Here is a 16494-nt window from a genome sequence, read left to right on the forward strand (position 1 = left end):
TATGCTTTTTTTTATGGTTCAAGCTGCCCATTTGCGTTTTTCGTCTCACGCTTGCAGCAGAAAAAAGAACCTTATCCTCCGCTTTGCAGTAGAGGTTAAGGTTCCTTCTCGTGAAAACTGGGATGATTCCATTCCAATGTCCGGCCGGATTTATTCGCTTAAAGCCTCATCGAACTCCAGCTTCAATACCATGACGCTGCCCGCATATTCATCGGCCGGAAGGTTGCGCACGCGCAGATACGGCCTTTCCCTCCATGCCCACGGAATCATATCTACGGCGGTCTCCAGCTCTCTCCCGTCGTTCAGCAGCGTGGCTTTGCGCGGAGCCGCATGCAGGGGCTTCAACACAACCGCACGGCTCTGCGGGTCCTTGTACAGATGAATATACAGCGCGTTCCCCCGCCGGGTCACCAGCACTTCGTCCCTGACCATACGATTGGAGGAGCCTTCCATCACGATTTCGTCGCGGAAGATCATATCCGACGCCGGCACCGCATCGCCGAACGATTCCTTGACGCTGTGATACCAGGCGCCGATCGTCTTCAGCGCTTCGATATTCTCTACCGCTATCGTCCCGTCCGGCTTCGGGCCGACGTTTAATAAATAGTTGCCGCCCATCGCCATAATCTTATCGATGCTCTGCATAATGAACTTGCAGCTGTAATAATCCTCGTCCGCCTTATAGCCCCAGCTTTCGCGTCCCAAGGCCTGGCAGGCCTCCGTCGGCTTCGTAAACGAGCCGCCCTCGGGCACATGCCTCTCCGGCGTGCTGTAATCGCCTTTGCCGGGACCGCGGTCGTTGATGAGAATGCCCGGCTGCAGCTCCCGGATCATTTCATTTAAGCTGGCATCCTGGTGCTCCGCGACATTGACATCCCAGAACAGCTGGTAAATCGGGCCGTACTTCGTGCACAGCTCCGTAAGCTGATTGCGGACAAAAGCGTAATATTTGTCGATATCCGGCTCATCTCCCGGACGGGGGCCGAACATTTCATGATGCCTGCCCAGATTCGGATAGTTCGGATGGTGCCAGTCCGGGCAGGAGTAATACAGGCTTAGCGGGAAGTTTCTCCGGCGGCACGCCTCGGCCAGCATACCGAGAATGTCTTTGCCATAAGCGGAATTCATGACGTTGTATTCCGTATACTGCGTATCCCACATGCAGAATCCGTCGTGATGCTTGGTCGTGAAGCAGATATACTGCATGCCCGCCTGCTCCGCCATGTCGAGCCATGCATCCGGGTCGAAGCTGACCGGGTTGAACCGGTGGATCAGCTGCTCGTAATCCTTGCGCTTCATCTCGCCCCGCCACAAGATTTGTTCATGCCACGCGGGGATGGCATACAATCCCCAGTGGACGAACAGGCCGAACCTTCTTTCGAAAAAAACGTCGCGCGCATCCTTAAACCTTGGAATCATAGGGTGGCAAGCTCCATTCCTTATTTTTTCTTAAAGCTGGCATCGTAAGCGGCCTGATAAATTTCCAAATAACGCTTGAGATTCATATTATCCAGGTTTTTCACATAAGCGTCCCAGTTCTTGTCGATATCGGAATCCCCGGTAATGAAACGCGCCATCATCTCTTTCACGTGATCCAGAATCGTCTTCTCCAGGTCCGCAATCTCCGAAGCCTGATCGGCCGTGAAGAACACCGGCGGCATGACCTTATCGATGTTCATTTGGTAAGGCTCCATCCGCTCCTTCGTCTGGTTATACAGAATGACCTCAAGCGGCTGCTCCGGATTCTGCGCTTCGCCCAACCGGAAGTCGTTCGAGCGGTAGCTCGGCCCGGTTTGGCCCCAGTTGACGTTCTGAACGCCGCCCCATGGCGTCAGCTGCTTCCAGATCGCCGGCTTGCCGTTGATGCCGATTTCGCCTTTTTCCGCATAGCGCCATTCTTTGCCTTCTACGCCCGCATACCATCTCAGCGCCGTGTCCGGGGAATTGAACAGGAAGTCCGCCAAGCGGAACGCCGCTTCCGGATTTTTTGCATTTTTCGTAATAATGTACTGCCCATTGCCCACCACATACGGATGATAAGCCGCCGTTTGGAAGCCGTTTGGTCACTTTCAGCGGCGGTACCGCTTCATAGGTCAGCCATCTGCCGCTCGAGGCGCCGAGCGTGGTCAGCGAGCCCATATTGTGGCCGGAGGAAGCGCCGAGAATAACCGTATCGGGATTCTCGCCCAGCTTTTTCAACTGGTTATTGTCCTGCGTCAGAGCTTGCGGATCGATCAGCCCCTCGGCGTACAGCTTATGGATGTATTTGAGCCCTTCTTTCCATTCGGGCTTATTGTATGGCACCGTGACTTTGCCGTTGTCCAGATACAGCTTCCGGGTGTCATGGTCATAGATAAACGCGTTCATCAGGAACGAATCCAGCATTTGCGTATCGAACAGGTTGCTCGCGGAAGCTTGAATGGAGCCGGAGAGCGGAATTTCGTCGGCCTTGCCGTTTCCATTCGGATCTCTCGTCTTGAACGCCTTCAGCACCTCATAAAACTCGTCGGTCGTCGTCGGCATCTTCAGGCCGAGCTTATCAAGCCACGGCTTGTGAATCCACATTCTCTGCTTATACATACAGTGATAGCACTCATTAACCTGCGGCAGCGCATAAATGTTGCCGTCCGGCGCCGTAATCAGATCCTTATAGATCGGATTTTCCTTAAACATTTTCTGAATTTCCACGCCATACTTGTCGATCAGGGAGTTCAGCGGGAGAAAGACGCCCTGGCTGCCGTTAATCATCATTTGGGTTGGCGAAACGCCGAAGCCCATAATGACGTCGGGATAATCGCCGCTCGAGAGGACCAGATTCAGCTTCTCCGTTGCCGATTTCTCCGGCGCCACCTCCCAGTCGATATGAATGTTCGTTTTCTGCTCCAGCCATTTCGTAAATTCATTCGTCGCGAAATCCTCAACCGAAGCGCTGCCCTTCATCAGCACCTTGATCGTCGTCTTCTCGCTCGTAATCGGGAACTGGCCCGCCGGACTAACGGCTGCCGCCGAGGACTGGGAAGCATCGTCCTTGCCGCTGCCTTCCGGATCGTCTGCCCCGCTGCAGCCGCTTAAAGCGGCTCCCATGCCGAGCGTTAATGCGAGCAACCCTATCGAAATTTTTTTCAAATGAACCCCTCCTGAGAGTTTGAGTTGCACCGGTTATCCTTTTAAGGATCCGATCATAATCCCTTTGACAAAATATTTTTGGACGAACGGATATACAATCATTAGCGGCAGCGTTGCGACGATAATCAGGGAGTATTTCAACAGTTCGCGAAGCCCTTCTCGTTTCGCCGCTTCCTGCACATCCACAAGCATGTTCATGTCCACATCGTTCTGGACGAGAATATCCCGAAGCACCAGCTGCAGCGGAAAAAGCTTCTGGCTCTTCAAATAAATCAGCGCATTGAAGAAGGAGTTCCAGTGACCGACGGCATAGAACAAAGTGATGACCGCGATAATCGGGCCGGAAAGCGGCAGCACAATTTTCATCACAAATTGGAAATCGTTACAGCCGTCCAGCTGGGAAGCTTCCAGCAGCTCGTCGGGAATTGTCGTCTGGAAATACGTACGGGTGATGATCATATTCCAGACCCCCAAGGCGCCCGGCAGCACCATTGACCAAGTGGTGTTCAGCATCCCCAGATCTTTGACCAGCAGATAGGTCGGAATCAAGCCGCCGGAGAACATCATGGTGAAGACGAACAGAAACATGAACGTATTTTTGCCGAAAAAATCTTTCCGCGACAACGGGTACGCCGCCAGAATCGTCATGACTACATTAATGAGTGCCCCACTACGGTGAAGTAAATCGAATTCATGAATCCGCTTACAATTAGCTTGTGCTTAAAAACCGCTTCGTACCCCATCAGCGTCGGCTGCACCGGCCACAGCCATACACGGCCCGAGATGACCGCCTCCGAGCTGCTGATCGATGCGCTTGTAATATAAATGAGCGGGTACAGAATCGTAATAAGAAATAAGGAGAGAATGACATAGTTGCCTATGGTAAACAGCCGGTCCATTCTCGTTTCTTTAATTGTCGAGTGCTCCATGGCGCGCTCCTTCCCGTTCCGTTACCATAGGCTGGCCTGCTTCGTCTTTTGAGCGATTTTGTTCACCATCAACAGCAGAATCAGATTGATCACCGATTTAAACAAGCCAATGGCGGAGGAATACGAATAATTCATTGCCTGCGACGCTAAACCGACCTTGTACACGTACGTATCGATAACCTCGGACGTCCTCAAATTCAGAGGGTTCTGCATCAAGAGCACCTTCTCAAAGCCGACGTCCAGCATATGCCCTGTGTTCATAATCAGCATAATGATGGCGATGGGCATAATGCCGGGGATATCGATATGCCACATCCGCTGAAGCTTATTCGCCCCGTCGACGACCGCCGCTTCATGCAGGGAGGGATCGATGCTGGCGAGAGCCGCCAAATAGATGATACAGGAGAAGCCTACGCTCTGCCATATGCCTGACCAGACGTAAATGGACTTGAACAGCTCCGGCGTTCCCATAAAGCTGATCGGCTCAAAGCCCAAGCCTTTAATAATCGTATTGACAATTCCGTTTCTCGGATCCAGCAGCTCCAGAATAATGCCGACCATGACCACCACAGAGATGAAGTGTGGCGCATAAGTGATCATTTGCACCGATTTTTTGAAAAACTCGTTCTTCACATAATTGAGACTGAGCGCCAAAATAATCGGAAACGGAAAGCCGGCGACCAGGCTGTAGACGCTGAGCACGATGGTATTGATCATCAGCCTGCCGAAATCGTACGAATGGAAAAACCGGATAAAATATTTAAACCCGGCCCACTCGCTGCCCGTGATCCCCTTGGTGACGACAAAATCCTTAAAGGCGATTTGGGCGCCATACATCGGAACGTACTTAAAAATAATAATGTACAGAAGCGGCAGAGCTATAAGCACGTAGAGCCGCCATACTTTGCGGATTTTTTTGAGCGGTGACGGACTGCTCACTCTTGCTGCTGCTTTGGATTCGATGCCTGCCGTTTGTTTAAGCGCTTCCAAATGGTCACCTCCTTTAGCTCTGGCTTGGCTATTCCTCAGGAATAACCCTCAACAACCCTGCTTGCCTCCTTTCTTCAAAAGCTTATGCAGCTAACGATAACCCGGCGGCGATATTCCCGTAAATGTGAAAGCGTGCAGCTTTGTGTGCACGCCTTCAGAAACCGGATGTGCAATTGCGATTCCAATGTGCAATCATTAAGAATGCGCTTTCAATTTAGCGTTTAAACGGCGGTATTCCGTTGTGCTCACCGCATGGATCCGCTTGAATGCCCGGCAGAACGTATTGGAGGAGCTGTAGCCGACATGGCTCGCAATCTCGTATACGGCCATATCCGTATGAGCCAGCAGATCCTTGGCCTGCTCCATGCGCAGCTGCTCCAGGTAATCGGAGAAATTGACCCCTTTCTGCTCCTTAAAAAACTGGGACAGGTATCCCTTGGAAATATTCATCCGCTCCGCGACGGAATCAAGGCACAGCTCATGTTGGCCGTATTCTTCATGAAGCAGCCCGACGATCCGCTCCAGCAGCTCCTGGTTCTGGCTTTTTTTATGATCATGGACATATTCGCATATTTTCGAATACACAGCCTCAAGCGCGCGGTAATTTTTCTCCAGTCCTTCCAGAGAGGAAGGATCGCCGGACTGTCTCATCAGCTCCAATACCGTATCCTCCTCAATCCCTACCTGCGGGAGCAGCTTGATAATCGTGCCCCACATCTCGTTCTTGAACAGCCTCAGCATCGGTACCGTCAGATGCCGTTCCTCAAAATTAACCCGGTACAGCTCTTCCAGCAGGCCAGATACCGCCCCCTGCTCGCCTGCCTTCGCCAAATTGCCGAGCCGCTGCTCCAAATCGGACGGATAATAATAGCCGCTGCTTTCCTTCGGCAAATCTTCAAAGCGCATCATGCCGTTCATATTCCGCCAAGCCAAATATTCCAAGGCCCGCTTCGCTTCCTCGTACGAGCGCGAAACATCCAGCAGCCCGTCGTACATGCCGCCCAGGCCGAACCGTACCGTCATATCGAGCCGGGAGCGGATGACATCCCCCACATCGCCTATCAGCTCGTCGATATAAGCCTGCCGGTGGTCCGGACTTCCCGCCGCGTTCAACGCAAACACGAGAGCGATCTGATCCTCGGCCACATCGTGCCACCGTACCCTGCGTCCGATCTCGTCGCGCACAATGTCTTTGACCATCACCCGCTTGATCGCGAGCTTCTCCAGTTCGTCGCGGTCCAGTCCTTTGTCATAGCCTCTTAATTGAATGATCGCGGCCATAAAATAATCCCCTTGCATATCAATGCCGACATGCTGCATCAATACGGGCATATCATTCTGCGTCACAAATTCGCCCTTGAGCAGCCGCTCCATCAGCGCGGCCTGCAGCAGCGGCGCCTGCTTCTCCATCTTTTGCTGCAGCTCCTCGTTGTTGTCGAGAAGCCGGGATACCGCGCTGCGGATATAATGGAAGCCGTCAGAGCCGTTATAGCCTTCCCCGTTCGTCCGCTCGATGATCGTCTCCATGATGCTTTTCAGCGGACGGCTGTTCCGGTAGGCGAGGAAATAGGAGAGCAGCAGGCCGACTGCCAAAAAGACGAACGCCATGGCAAACGTCATTTTTTTGATATAAAGCACTTTTTTGAGCACAACATAAGCCGGCTGGGCAACCAGATAAGTCCAACCGTTATATTGGGACGTCGTATACGTCACCATCATCTTTTCTCCGCCGATCTCCTGCAGCATGCTTCCGCGCTTGCCCGCCAGGCTGCTTCGGTCGATCCAGTGCATCTGTGATCCGGGCGCAGATATCGAGCTGACCACCTCGCCGGCTTCGTTAATGATGTACGCCCAGCCGCCGCCGGACAGATCCAGCCCGCCCAGCAGCTTCTGAATCTCACGGTTGTCCACCGTAATCGCGATCGCTCCCTGCGGATAGCCCGGATAGCCCAAGGATTGGATATAGGTCAGCAGCGAATAAGGAGTCCCGTTCACCGTCACGTCCTGTGCCGGCAGCACCCTGCGCTGGTAATCATCCCCGATAAACAAGCTGCGCCAGGCTTGGGAGTCGAGACGATTATATGAAAAGTAAGACTGAAACTGCGGCAGCAGATAGGTCGAGCTCTCCGCCAGGACCAGCTCGCTGTTCTTGTATACGATAAAATAACTGAAAATAAAATTGTTCGATAAGCTGAAATTATAAATGCTTTTGCGGGTATCCAGCACCCGGAACGTATTCGCCCCCTCAAAGGGCTTGGTCACCGTGGTCAGCTGCATAATTCTCGTATCGTTAGCCAGCTGCAGCGCAATGGCCGATACTTCAGCCAGCCTCCGGTCCAGGATGTCTCCGGTCTGCTGAAGCAGATGCAGATTGGCGGTCGTCACTTCCTTCTCCATTTCTACCAGCGTTTTGTTATAAAAGACATATCCGATGGTAAGCGCCACGAGCAGCAGCAGCATATTCGGCACCAGCAGACGCACAAAAAAGCCATGCCCGCTCGTTTTGCCCGGTTTCCTACTCCACATATCGGTTCCCCCCAACACTGAAGCTTGATACCATTGTAAATGACTTCCTTTAGGGCAACAACGTTAGATAATGTCGTATTTTGTCTGTTGTAGAGGTTGAAGTACAGAACTGTATGCGTTTGTGCGCGAGGAGGGAATGGGGGGACGGCTAATTGGGACACAAAAAAGGCTCTCCGGCAGGAGAGCCTCAGGCTGTCGAGAAACCTTAAGTAAAAAAGGAGCACAGACGCAGGGAGGCCACTGAAAAAGGTATCGCTCCTAGTACGGAACATTCTTCCGATCGCTGTTGTCCCTGGATTTCTTTGATTATATACCGCTTGTAACGGTTGAAATCCAAGGACAAAGGCGAACGCATTCGCTTCTACAGAACGATTCCGCACTCTCCGCTAGTTTTTCAGTCGCCTCGACGCAGGTTGGGTATCTAAGCTTACGAAGCCCGTTTTTCTCCGAAAACGCTTAGTTTACGTCCGCCTTTGAAATCCGTGATCCTAACGCTAGATCAAGCTCCGCTCTTCGGCCTTGTCAGGCCAGCAGCTTGATTCCGGCCAGCACCAATCCGATCAGAAAACCGCAGATGGCTCCGTTGACCCGAATCCACTGCAAATCTTTCCCTACCTTGTCTTCCATCAAGGAAATAAGCGTCTCATCGTCGAACCGGTCGATATTTTCCTTAATCAGGGCGCCGAGCTTGTGATGATTGGCCTCGATCCAGCGCACGATCTGCTCCCGCAGCCCAAGCTCCAGCTTATTGAGCAACTCGGGGTCTTCCTCAATTCTGCGGAACAGACCGGACAAGAACGGAAGCACGGTCTCTTTCGCAAAACGTTCCTCGTTCACCCAGACCAGCGCCTGCTCTTGCACGCGCTGCAGCAGTCCGAGCAGCCGCTCCTCCAACTTCCAGCTTGCCAGCAGCTGCTCCTTCCAGCCCTCCAGCTCGGCGGACATGCGCTCTCTATGCTCCGGCTGGTTCAGCCAGTGGCGAACCGTCCGCATGACCGCTTGGCGATTCGCGTTGTCCTCCTGTCTCAAGCCTTCGATGCCCGACAGCATAAACTGCTGAATAAGGTTCCCCAGCTTCTCCTCATTGAAAAACCCGACAAACGCATTCAGCGCAAATTGCATCAGGCCGTTCGTATTCAAGCCGGTTAACGCTTGAGCAGCCATCTGTCCCATCCGGTCCCGAATTTCGTCCTTCGCTACAAGCTGCTGAGCCAGATCGAGCACAAAGTCAAATGCTTTCTCATCGTATTGTCTGGCGTACACCTGCTCCAACGCCTGTTCCAGCACATTGCGCATTTCTACGCTTTCGATCAGCTTCCTCAGCTCCCGCTCGGCGAATGCCGCGACCTTCTCAAGCGGGATTTGACGAATAACATAATCGCTTAGTGCAGCGATTCCTTTCTGCGCACTGTCAGAGGCAAGCTGCTCTTCCGCTCCACGGAGCAGCTTGGCCGCCAAAGGCAGCTGGGCCAGCTTGTCCGTAATACTCCGCTTGCTCAGCAAATCTTCCTGAATCGTCGTCACCAGCGCCTTGGATACCTTCTCCCGATTCTTCGGCAAAAGCGCCGTATGCGGAATCGGAATGCCAAGCGGATGACGGAATAAAGCCGTCACTGCGAACCAATCGGCCAAACCGCCGACAAGCCCCGCTTCAAAGCCGCTTTGAATAAACCGCACCCAAGGGGTGCCCTCCACAAATAAGGTACCGATAAATCCTGCCGCCATTACCCCAAGGGAAACGGTAGCCGTATGTTTTGAATTTCCGCTCACTGCCCTAATCTCCTCTGTCTGCAGCCATCCGAAATTTGGCTCGGTTCTAATGTCTCTATTATAGAACATATTAGGGGGCGAAAATCAAATAAAAGCAAGATTTTTGTCGAGCAGCTGTGACAGCGGCTGCCCGTATCTTGGAATAAACTAGTATAAAATGAGTACAGAGCATTTAGGCTAATTTGGTTAAGGAGGCGGTGTCATAGCACAATAACGACGGACGAAAGCCGGGCTGGACGGGGCGCTTACTTCGCCAAGCGTGCAGCAGGCGCTGGATGGTGCAGCTCAAGCGGCCCAGGCTTAGGCCGTCGAGCCCAGCCTAAGCCGCCTGATTGGTTTGGCTTTTCACCCTGTATTTCTTCTCCAGGTTGACGCCGTAGGCTGCGGCAAGCAGCTGCTGGAACAGCATCCCTGCAATAACAGGCAGCGCTACAGGCGGAGGGAAGAAGCTGATGGCGAGCACAGCCCCTGCGCTTAGATTACGCATGCCGGAATTGAAGGTCAGCGCCACCGTCACATCCCTTTCCCATCCCATCATCCTCGATGCAACCCAGCCGAGCACGTAACCGACGGCCGCACAGACAAGGGCGACGATAATAATCGTGACCAGCTTGAAATTAACCTGCTTCAAATAAGGCGCAACGACAGAGCTGTTGATCGATACGACGACGAACAAACCGATTTTCGTAAAGGGGGCGAGCCGCGGTCCCCATACGGTTTTAATTCTGCCTTTCGTGTATTGGTTAAGGAGCATACCGATAATGGAAGGAAGAACGACCATCCAGAACAGCCCCTGCATCAGCCCCCAGCTGTCCAGCTGCACCTTGGCTCCTACCATCAGCGACAGACTTAGCGGGACGATGAACGGCGACAAGAGCGTATCCAGCAAAATAAGGGCCAGCGTCAGCGCGACATTCCCTCCATAAATCGTGACCCATACCAGGCTGACCACGCCGGTAGGAATGGCGAACAGCAGAACGAAGCCGGTCTGCGTCAAATCGTCGCCCGGAAAAAACAGCGACCCTGCCCCCCAGCCGAGCAGCGGCATAAGCAGATGCAGAATGACGAAGGTGGCGATAATCGGCAGCGGATGCATCATCACCTTGCGCAGGTCCTTGAAGTTGGAGCCGATACTGCCCGCAAAGGTCATGACCGCGAAAATCCACTGTACCAGAAAACTGAGGGAATGCAGCCACGAAGCGCACAGCAAGCCTACCACGATTGCCGCGGGCGTGAGGAATGGAAGCACCTTTTCCAAGGTTTTGTTCAACCGGTTTAACATGAGGCAACCTCTTCTCCGTTGATTTAAGCAAGCGTTTACAATGACTCGTAATAAATGCAGAAAGCCGGATTTTAATTAGACAAGGAGGGAGTAACCAAGCTCGACCTCATTGTTAACGTGTGCATTACTCGATATATCTATTGTATCATACTTCCGGTAGCTGTAGAACCATGTTTGGAAAACTTCTGCCGCCTAAATACAAAAATCCGCCTCTTTCTGCGCGCCATGCGGCAAAAAGAGGCGGTCTGATTTTTTTATCGAAATCTGTCGCACCTGGGTTTAAATCGTAGGCGCCGTCATGCCGAATTCGCTCCATTCCTCGCGGGACGGCCCGTATACGCCGGGAACCCGAAGTCCGGCCTGACGCATCAGTACCGTGATTTGCCCGCGGTGGTGCGTCTGATGGGCTACCAGAATCGACAATGTCGTGTGAATGGGCCACTGCTCCCCATACATATCCTTCGTTTCGAGCAGCGAAGCATCGGTCCACTGCTCCCGCATGGCTGCAACCAAAGCCTGGCTGGCCTTGCGGTAGCTGTCGGCGATTTCCTTCGCGCCAGCAGGAACGCCGCTTTCATCCTCGACGGCCTCAAAGATAAGCCCTGTACGGGACAGCATCTCGTGAAGCGTGGTAACGATGTGCCATGCAATTCTTCCCAAGGTGCGGTCCTCAGGGGATACGGGCTGCTGCAGGGATGCGTCCGTCAATGCATCCAATATTTTTTGCGTTGAGCTGCTCTCATGCTGCCATGTCGCTACAAACTCATCAATCGTACGGAACATCTCGTCATTCCCTCCCGGAATTCAAATCCATTGTCAGCTTCCATGATTTGGATTCGCCATTTTGCAGATCGTTTCCTGCCGAAGCGCCTCATTTACAAAATATTTTCCATACGAGGCAAATCCCAGCCAGCATAGTATAACCTGTAGCAGGCGGACTTCATCCGGCCGGGAACCTCGTTATTATAAGTTTTTTTTCAGGAACAGTGATGTTAATTTGGGAGTTAATGTAGTAAAATAACATCACTTCATGTCTATTGTATAGGAGAATGAAACATGAGCAGAGAACAAGAAGCGGCTTCACTCTGGCGAAGCCTGCTGGATCTGAACCGCCAGCTGAAGCTGACATTCCAAGTGATGAATGCCGATAATCAATACAGCAACTCATCGATCGCCATCATTTTTCAACTTGAGCATAAAACAATGAAAATGAACGACATCGCCGACTACCTGGGCATTACATTAGGGGCCGCGACCAGTCTGGTAGACAAGCTTGAGCGTCAGAACATCGTAGAGCGGGTTCGCTCGGAAGAAGACCGGCGCATTATTTATGTCGGGCTCACCCCGCACGGCAAAGAAACGCTGGTAGCCATTCGGGAGCATTTCGCCAGCGAAGCGCGTATTATTTTCGAGGATGTATCCGATGAGCAGCTGGAGGCGTGGAATCAACAGCTGAAGCAGGTAGCTCATGTGGTCACGGTGTACAATCAAAGAAACGAGCCGACCAAATAAGCCTATCGCTGCCGTTGTCCCTGTGCTCTACGGCTTACGATGCTGTTAACATCCTTCGTTTCTTATTCGAGCAAGGAACCTCTGTCGTACCCGGATCCGTGACTGCGTTCCTCCCTTCCTGACATGCAGCCATTTGAATGAGCTGCAGCAAAAAATTACACCTGCTTGAAATCGTTATCAAACCTGGACGCCGCCGGCTGCCGCTGCCCCGTTTCAACGCGTGCGAATCGCAGGCTCGCACTGCACGCAGCGCGGCGGCCGGTCGAGTTACGACAAGCTTTGCGGTACTACAAACCTCCCCGTCCTTCTTATAATGAATAGAGAGTCGGAACGATTCCAATCCAATTAGAGGGCGGGATGAAGCGATGCCATCCGAAGAGCCAATGAAACGTACGGGAAGCTTGACTGCCGAGCAGTCGGCTTTTTACGAAGAGGAAGGATATCTTGTCCTGCCGGAGCTTTTGAACCAGGCCGATCTGGAGCCGGCGAAGGAGGCTATGGAGGAGAAGGTATCCCGGATTGCGGAGGAGCTGCTGGCAGAAGGATTGATCCGGGATAAGCTCGAGCACAGGCCGTTCCCTAACCGGCTGGCGGAGCTGTTCCGCCATCTGACCGACGCCGATTTTTTGAAATACGGCCGCAGCTGGAGAGACCGGATTCCCGGTTATTTCAAGCTGATGAGCCATCCGAAAATTCTCGATGCCGTTGAGTCGTTGATCGGCCCGAGCTGTTTGCCAACCCCGTCTACAACGTCCGGCCCAAGGTGCCGCGCGTCGCTGCAGGAGCGGTCCCTTGGCATCAGGATAAATCGTACTGGCCTGACGCTTCCGCCAACCCGGTCATTACCGTCTGGATTCCGCTGGTTGACGCTACCGAAGAGAACGGCTGCCTGCACATCAAGCCGCGTACGCACCGGCAAAGGGTGCTGGAATGGCACCGTGAAACGGTCACGGGAACCGGCTATACCGCCTTATCCGAGCATCAGCTCGGCCCCGCCCCGACGGTGGCCCTTCCTGTGAAGGCAGGCTCGGCCATCTTATTCAACGACCGCTGCATTCATATGTCCACGCCGAACCGGCCCGAGACCGTACGATGGAGCGTAGACCTCCGCTACCAGCCAACCGATCAGGATCCGATGCCCCAGCATGGTGCGGGCTTTTTGGCCAGAAGCGCGCAATTCCCCGGGAAGGTCGCTACGCTTGACGATTGGATGAAGGAGCTGCCGGAGCACGCGGAAGGCTGACGTCCTCCGCTTTGCCATGCTTTGCCATGATCGAACGGGCGCCTGATGCCATCCGTTTAGGGGATCAGGTGCTTTTTTTGCTGATACACTCGTACCCTAAATAAAGGATATGCGTCCAGACTGTAGAAAAAGTAAACCAACCGAAATGAACAAGAAATGAGTGATTAATTCTATGCTACGACGCTTTTTCTCGTATTACCGGCCTTATAGGGGGCTGTTTCTTCTGGATTTTTCCTGCGCGGTCATAGCCGGACTGCTGGAGCTCGGCTTCCCGCTCGCAGTCAATCAATTTGTCGACAAGCTGCTGCCGGGTAAAGACTGGGGCCTGATCCTTTGGGCCTGCATCGGGCTTCTTGCCGTCTATGTGCTCAATATGGCACTGCAGTATATCGTCACGTACTGGGGGCATATGCTCGGCATCAATATCGAAACGGATATGCGCAAAAAACTGTTCGAGCACATCCAGAAGCTGTCGTTCCGTTTTTTTGACAATAACAAAACCGGTCACCTGATCGCACGCATTACGAACGACTTGAATGAAATCGGCGAGGTCGCCCACCATGGACCGGAAGATATTTTTATCGCGGTGATGACGCTTGCCGGTTCCTTCATTCTGATGGCCTTCATCAATGTGAAGCTTGCCGTGCTGACCTTCCTCGTGATCCCCGTCATGGCTTGGCTCGCTTACTACTTCAGCCGTAAAATGACGGTAACCTACCGGCGTTTGTTCGGGGACGTTGCGAACTTCAATACCCGTGTCGAGGATAACGTCGGCGGCATCCGCGTCGTTCAAGCCTTCGCCAACGAGGAGTACGAGAAGCAGCTGTTCGCTGTCAACAACCGCCAGTTCCGCGCCACGAAGCTGCTCGCCTACAAAATTATGGCCAAAAGCTTATCCATCACTTATATGATGATGCGTTTCGTCTCCATGTTCGTCATGATCTGCGGCACCTGGTTCGTGATCCACAACGAGCTGACGTATGGCGAATTTATCGGCTTTTTGCTGCTGACCAACGTCTTCTTCCGTCCGATTGAGAAAATAAACGCCGTCATCGAAAGCTATCCGAAAGGGATTGCCGGCTTCAAAAGATATGTTGAAATTTTGGATACGGAGCCGGACGTGGCCGATGCGCCGGATGCCGTTGAGGTCGCGCATCTGAATGGAAACATCCGGTTCAACCAGGTATCTTTCGGCTATGAGCAGGATCGGCAAATATTAAAAGGCATCGACCTGTCGATCCAGGCCGGTGAAACGGTTGCTTTCGTCGGACTCTTCCGGCGCGGGCAAAACGACGATTTGCTCGCTGCTCCCCCGCTTCTATGAAATCAGCGGCGGCAGCATCACGATTGACGGCATCGACATCCGGCAGATGACGCTGAAGTCGCTGCGCAAGCAGATCGGGATTGTACAGCAGGACGTGTTCCTGTTCTCGGGCACGATCCGCGAAAATATCGCCTACGGCAAGCTCGACGCGACGCCCGAAGAGATCTGGGCAGCCGCGAGACGCGCGCGGCTGGAGGATGTCATCCATAAGCTGCCCGATGGCATGGATACGATTATCGGCGAGCGCGGCGTCAAGCTGTCGGGCGGGCAGAAGCAGCGGCTCGCCATTGCGCGGATGTTCCTGAAAAATCCGCCGATCCTCATTCTCGACGAGGCGACCTCGGCGCTCGACACCGAGACGGAAGCCGCGATCCAGCAATCGCTGTCCGAGCTGTCCGTCGGCCGGACGACGCTTGTCATTGCCCACCGTCTGGCGACTATCAAAAACGCCGATCGCATCGTGGTCGTCAATGAGAACGGCGTGGCGGAGCAGGGCCGCCATCAGGAGCTTGTCGCCGCCGGCGGTATCTACAGCCGCCTGCATCACGCCCAATTCGGCGGCAGCGCCGTATAAAATAAGCGCAGCTCCTAGGAGCAAGGCAAGACATCACAATCCGATGGATGCACCGTTATAGGAGCATCCATCGGATTGTTTTATAGACAGCTGTATTGGGCCGCTCAGACAGCTTCCTTCGCTTATTTGCCGGCCCTTTTCGAATAATCCGATCCAGCAGGATAACGATCTCCCACAATCTCGATCCGCGAGAGCGCGGCGTTCAAATCGGTTAGTTCCTCCTGAGTCATCTCAATATCAGCGGCTCCGATATTTTCTTTCAGGCGTTCCAGCTTACGCGTACCGGGAATCGGAACGATCCATGGCTTCTGAGCCAGCACCCACGCGAGCGCTATTTGAGCAGGGGTCGCCTGTTTCTCTGCAGCGGCCTGCTTGATCAGCTCGACCAGAGCCTGATTGGCTTCAAGATTTTCCGATTGAAAGCGGGGCTGCTTGCTGCGGAAGTCGTCGCTGCCGAATTTTGCATTTTTATCGATGGTTCCGGTAAGGAAGCCCTTCCCAAGGGGAGCAAACGGAACCAAGCTGATGCCCAGCTCCTCGAGAACAGGCAGCAGCTCCTGCTCAGGGCTTCTCCACATCATGGAATATTCACTTTCGACTGCCGCGAGCGGCTGCACCGCATGAGCGCGGCGAACCGTCTCCACCCCTGCCTCGGATAGTCCCCAATGTCTGATCTTGCCTTCCTTTATCAGATCTTGGATGACCCCGGCCACTTCTTCAATCGGTACTTGGGGATCTACACGATGCTGGTAGTACAAGTCAATCGTTTCAATCCGAAGCCGCCGGAGCGAGCCTTCAATAGATCTTCGAATGACCTCCGGCTTGCTGTCAAGCACCTGCTTGCCGTTCACAGTTTGTATGCCGAATTTAGTGGCGATAACCACTTTTCCCTTAAACGGGGCAAGCGCTTCGCCTACCAGCTCCTCGTTATGGTGTGCCTGCCCGTAAACCTCAGCCGTGTCAAAAAAATTAACGCCCCGCTCAACCGCCGCATGGATCAGATAAATCGCATCATTCTTGTCCGGCAGCGGACCAAAGCTCTGGCTCATTCCCATGCAGCCTAACCCTATTGCCGAAACTTCAAGGCCGCTTTTCCCTAATTTACGCTTTTGCATAAAGGATCTTCCTTTCGCATCCTATTTCATTTATTGCTTGTGCCATCCTCATTATCCGGCAAATGAACAAGCGAATGTTATCCTGATCCTCGCAAATGATTGC

11 protein-coding genes and 2 pseudogenes are annotated in these 16494 nt (G+C 53.3%); 3 read left to right on the forward strand and 10 right to left on the reverse strand.

What is annotated here, in order from left to right:
• Positions 1-150: 150 nt before the first annotated feature.
• The 9 genes and pseudogenes from ACHHV8_RS21540 to ACHHV8_RS21580 all read right to left on the reverse strand — a co-directional run bounded on the left by ACHHV8_RS21540 (position 151) and on the right by ACHHV8_RS21580 (position 11406).
• On the reverse strand, positions 151-1419 hold the full coding sequence (locus ACHHV8_RS21540; protein ID WP_395161434.1) for an alpha-L-fucosidase: 1269 nt from the start codon (positions 1417-1419) through the stop codon (positions 151-153).
• A gap of 20 nt (positions 1420-1439) precedes the next feature.
• A complete protein-coding gene (locus tag ACHHV8_RS21545) occupies positions 1440-1760 on the reverse strand; it encodes a hypothetical protein (RefSeq protein ID WP_395161436.1) in 321 nt (106 codons plus the stop codon).
• Complete coding sequence (locus ACHHV8_RS21550; protein WP_395161438.1) at positions 1726-3126, reverse strand: extracellular solute-binding protein; 1401 nt, start codon at positions 3124-3126, stop codon at positions 1726-1728. The genes ACHHV8_RS21545 and ACHHV8_RS21550 overlap by 35 nt, the downstream gene beginning before the upstream one ends.
• A 33-nt stretch (positions 3127-3159) precedes the next feature.
• A pseudogene (locus tag ACHHV8_RS21555) lies at positions 3160-4055 on the reverse strand (carbohydrate ABC transporter permease).
• A 21-nt stretch (positions 4056-4076) separates the two neighbouring features.
• Positions 4077-5045 carry an ABC transporter permease gene (locus ACHHV8_RS21560; RefSeq protein WP_395161440.1) on the reverse strand — a complete coding sequence of 323 codons (969 nt, stop codon included), beginning with the start codon at positions 5043-5045 and terminating at the stop codon, positions 4077-4079.
• Between the two features lie 195 nt (positions 5046-5240).
• Positions 5241-7571, reverse strand: a complete 2331-nt coding sequence (locus ACHHV8_RS21565; RefSeq protein ID WP_395161442.1) for a helix-turn-helix domain-containing protein — start codon at positions 7569-7571, stop codon at positions 5241-5243.
• Between the two features lie 522 nt (positions 7572-8093).
• Positions 8094-9341: a DUF445 domain-containing protein gene (locus tag ACHHV8_RS21570; protein WP_395161444.1), complete on the reverse strand. Its 1248-nt coding sequence runs from the start codon at positions 9339-9341 to the stop codon at positions 8094-8096.
• A gap of 319 nt (positions 9342-9660) precedes the next feature.
• Positions 9661-10623 (reverse strand): bile acid:sodium symporter family protein, encoded by a 963-nt coding sequence (locus ACHHV8_RS21575; RefSeq protein ID WP_395161446.1) that lies wholly within the window; start codon positions 10621-10623, stop codon positions 9661-9663.
• 279 nt (positions 10624-10902) lie between these two features.
• Positions 10903-11406, reverse strand: a complete 504-nt coding sequence (locus tag ACHHV8_RS21580; protein WP_395161448.1) for a DinB family protein — start codon at positions 11404-11406, stop codon at positions 10903-10905.
• A 273-nt stretch (positions 11407-11679) separates the two neighbouring features.
• Between ACHHV8_RS21580 and ACHHV8_RS21585 the strand changes: the two genes are divergently transcribed.
• The 3 genes and pseudogenes from ACHHV8_RS21585 (at position 11680) to ACHHV8_RS21595 (ending at position 15276) form a co-directional block, all read left to right on the forward strand.
• Positions 11680-12135 (forward strand): MarR family winged helix-turn-helix transcriptional regulator, encoded by a 456-nt coding sequence (locus ACHHV8_RS21585; RefSeq protein WP_395161450.1) that lies wholly within the window; start codon positions 11680-11682, stop codon positions 12133-12135.
• A 763-nt stretch (positions 12136-12898) separates the two neighbouring features.
• Positions 12899-13378 carry a phytanoyl-CoA dioxygenase family protein gene (locus ACHHV8_RS21590; protein ID WP_395161452.1) on the forward strand — a complete coding sequence of 160 codons (480 nt, stop codon included), beginning with the start codon at positions 12899-12901 and terminating at the stop codon, positions 13376-13378.
• A 172-nt stretch (positions 13379-13550) separates the two neighbouring features.
• Positions 13551-15276, forward strand: a pseudogene (locus ACHHV8_RS21595) (ABC transporter ATP-binding protein).
• Positions 15277-15398: 122 nt separating this feature from the next.
• On the opposite strand, the gene ACHHV8_RS21600 reads toward ACHHV8_RS21595, so the two are convergent.
• A complete protein-coding gene (locus ACHHV8_RS21600) occupies positions 15399-16391 on the reverse strand; it encodes an aldo/keto reductase (protein ID WP_395161454.1) in 993 nt (330 codons plus the stop codon).
• Between the last annotated feature and the right edge of the window lie 103 nt (positions 16392-16494).

Origin of the sequence: Paenibacillus sp. TAB_01, assembly GCF_043945595.1 — a bacterium.
GTDB lineage: Bacteria > Bacillota > Bacilli > Paenibacillales > NBRC-103111 > Paenibacillus_S.

Bases quoted from the DNA above. Each gene is read 5' to 3' on its own strand.
- ACHHV8_RS21540 (WP_395161434.1), bottom strand. From the start codon at position 1,419: ATGATTCCAAGGTTTAAGGATGCGCGCGACGTTTTTTTCGAAAGAAGG.
- ACHHV8_RS21565 (WP_395161442.1), bottom strand. From the start codon at position 7,571: ATGTGGAGTAGGAAACCGGGCAAAACGAGCGGGCATGGCTTTTTTGTG.
- ACHHV8_RS21575 (WP_395161446.1), bottom strand. From the start codon at position 10,623: ATGTTAAACCGGTTGAACAAAACCTTGGAAAAGGTGCTTCCATTCCTC.
- ACHHV8_RS21580 (WP_395161448.1), bottom strand. From the start codon at position 11,406: ATGTTCCGTACGATTGATGAGTTTGTAGCGACATGGCAGCATGAGAGC.
- ACHHV8_RS21585 (WP_395161450.1), top strand. From the start codon at position 11,680: ATGAGCAGAGAACAAGAAGCGGCTTCACTCTGGCGAAGCCTGCTGGAT.
- ACHHV8_RS21600 (WP_395161454.1), bottom strand. From the start codon at position 16,391: ATGCAAAAGCGTAAATTAGGGAAAAGCGGCCTTGAAGTTTCGGCAATA.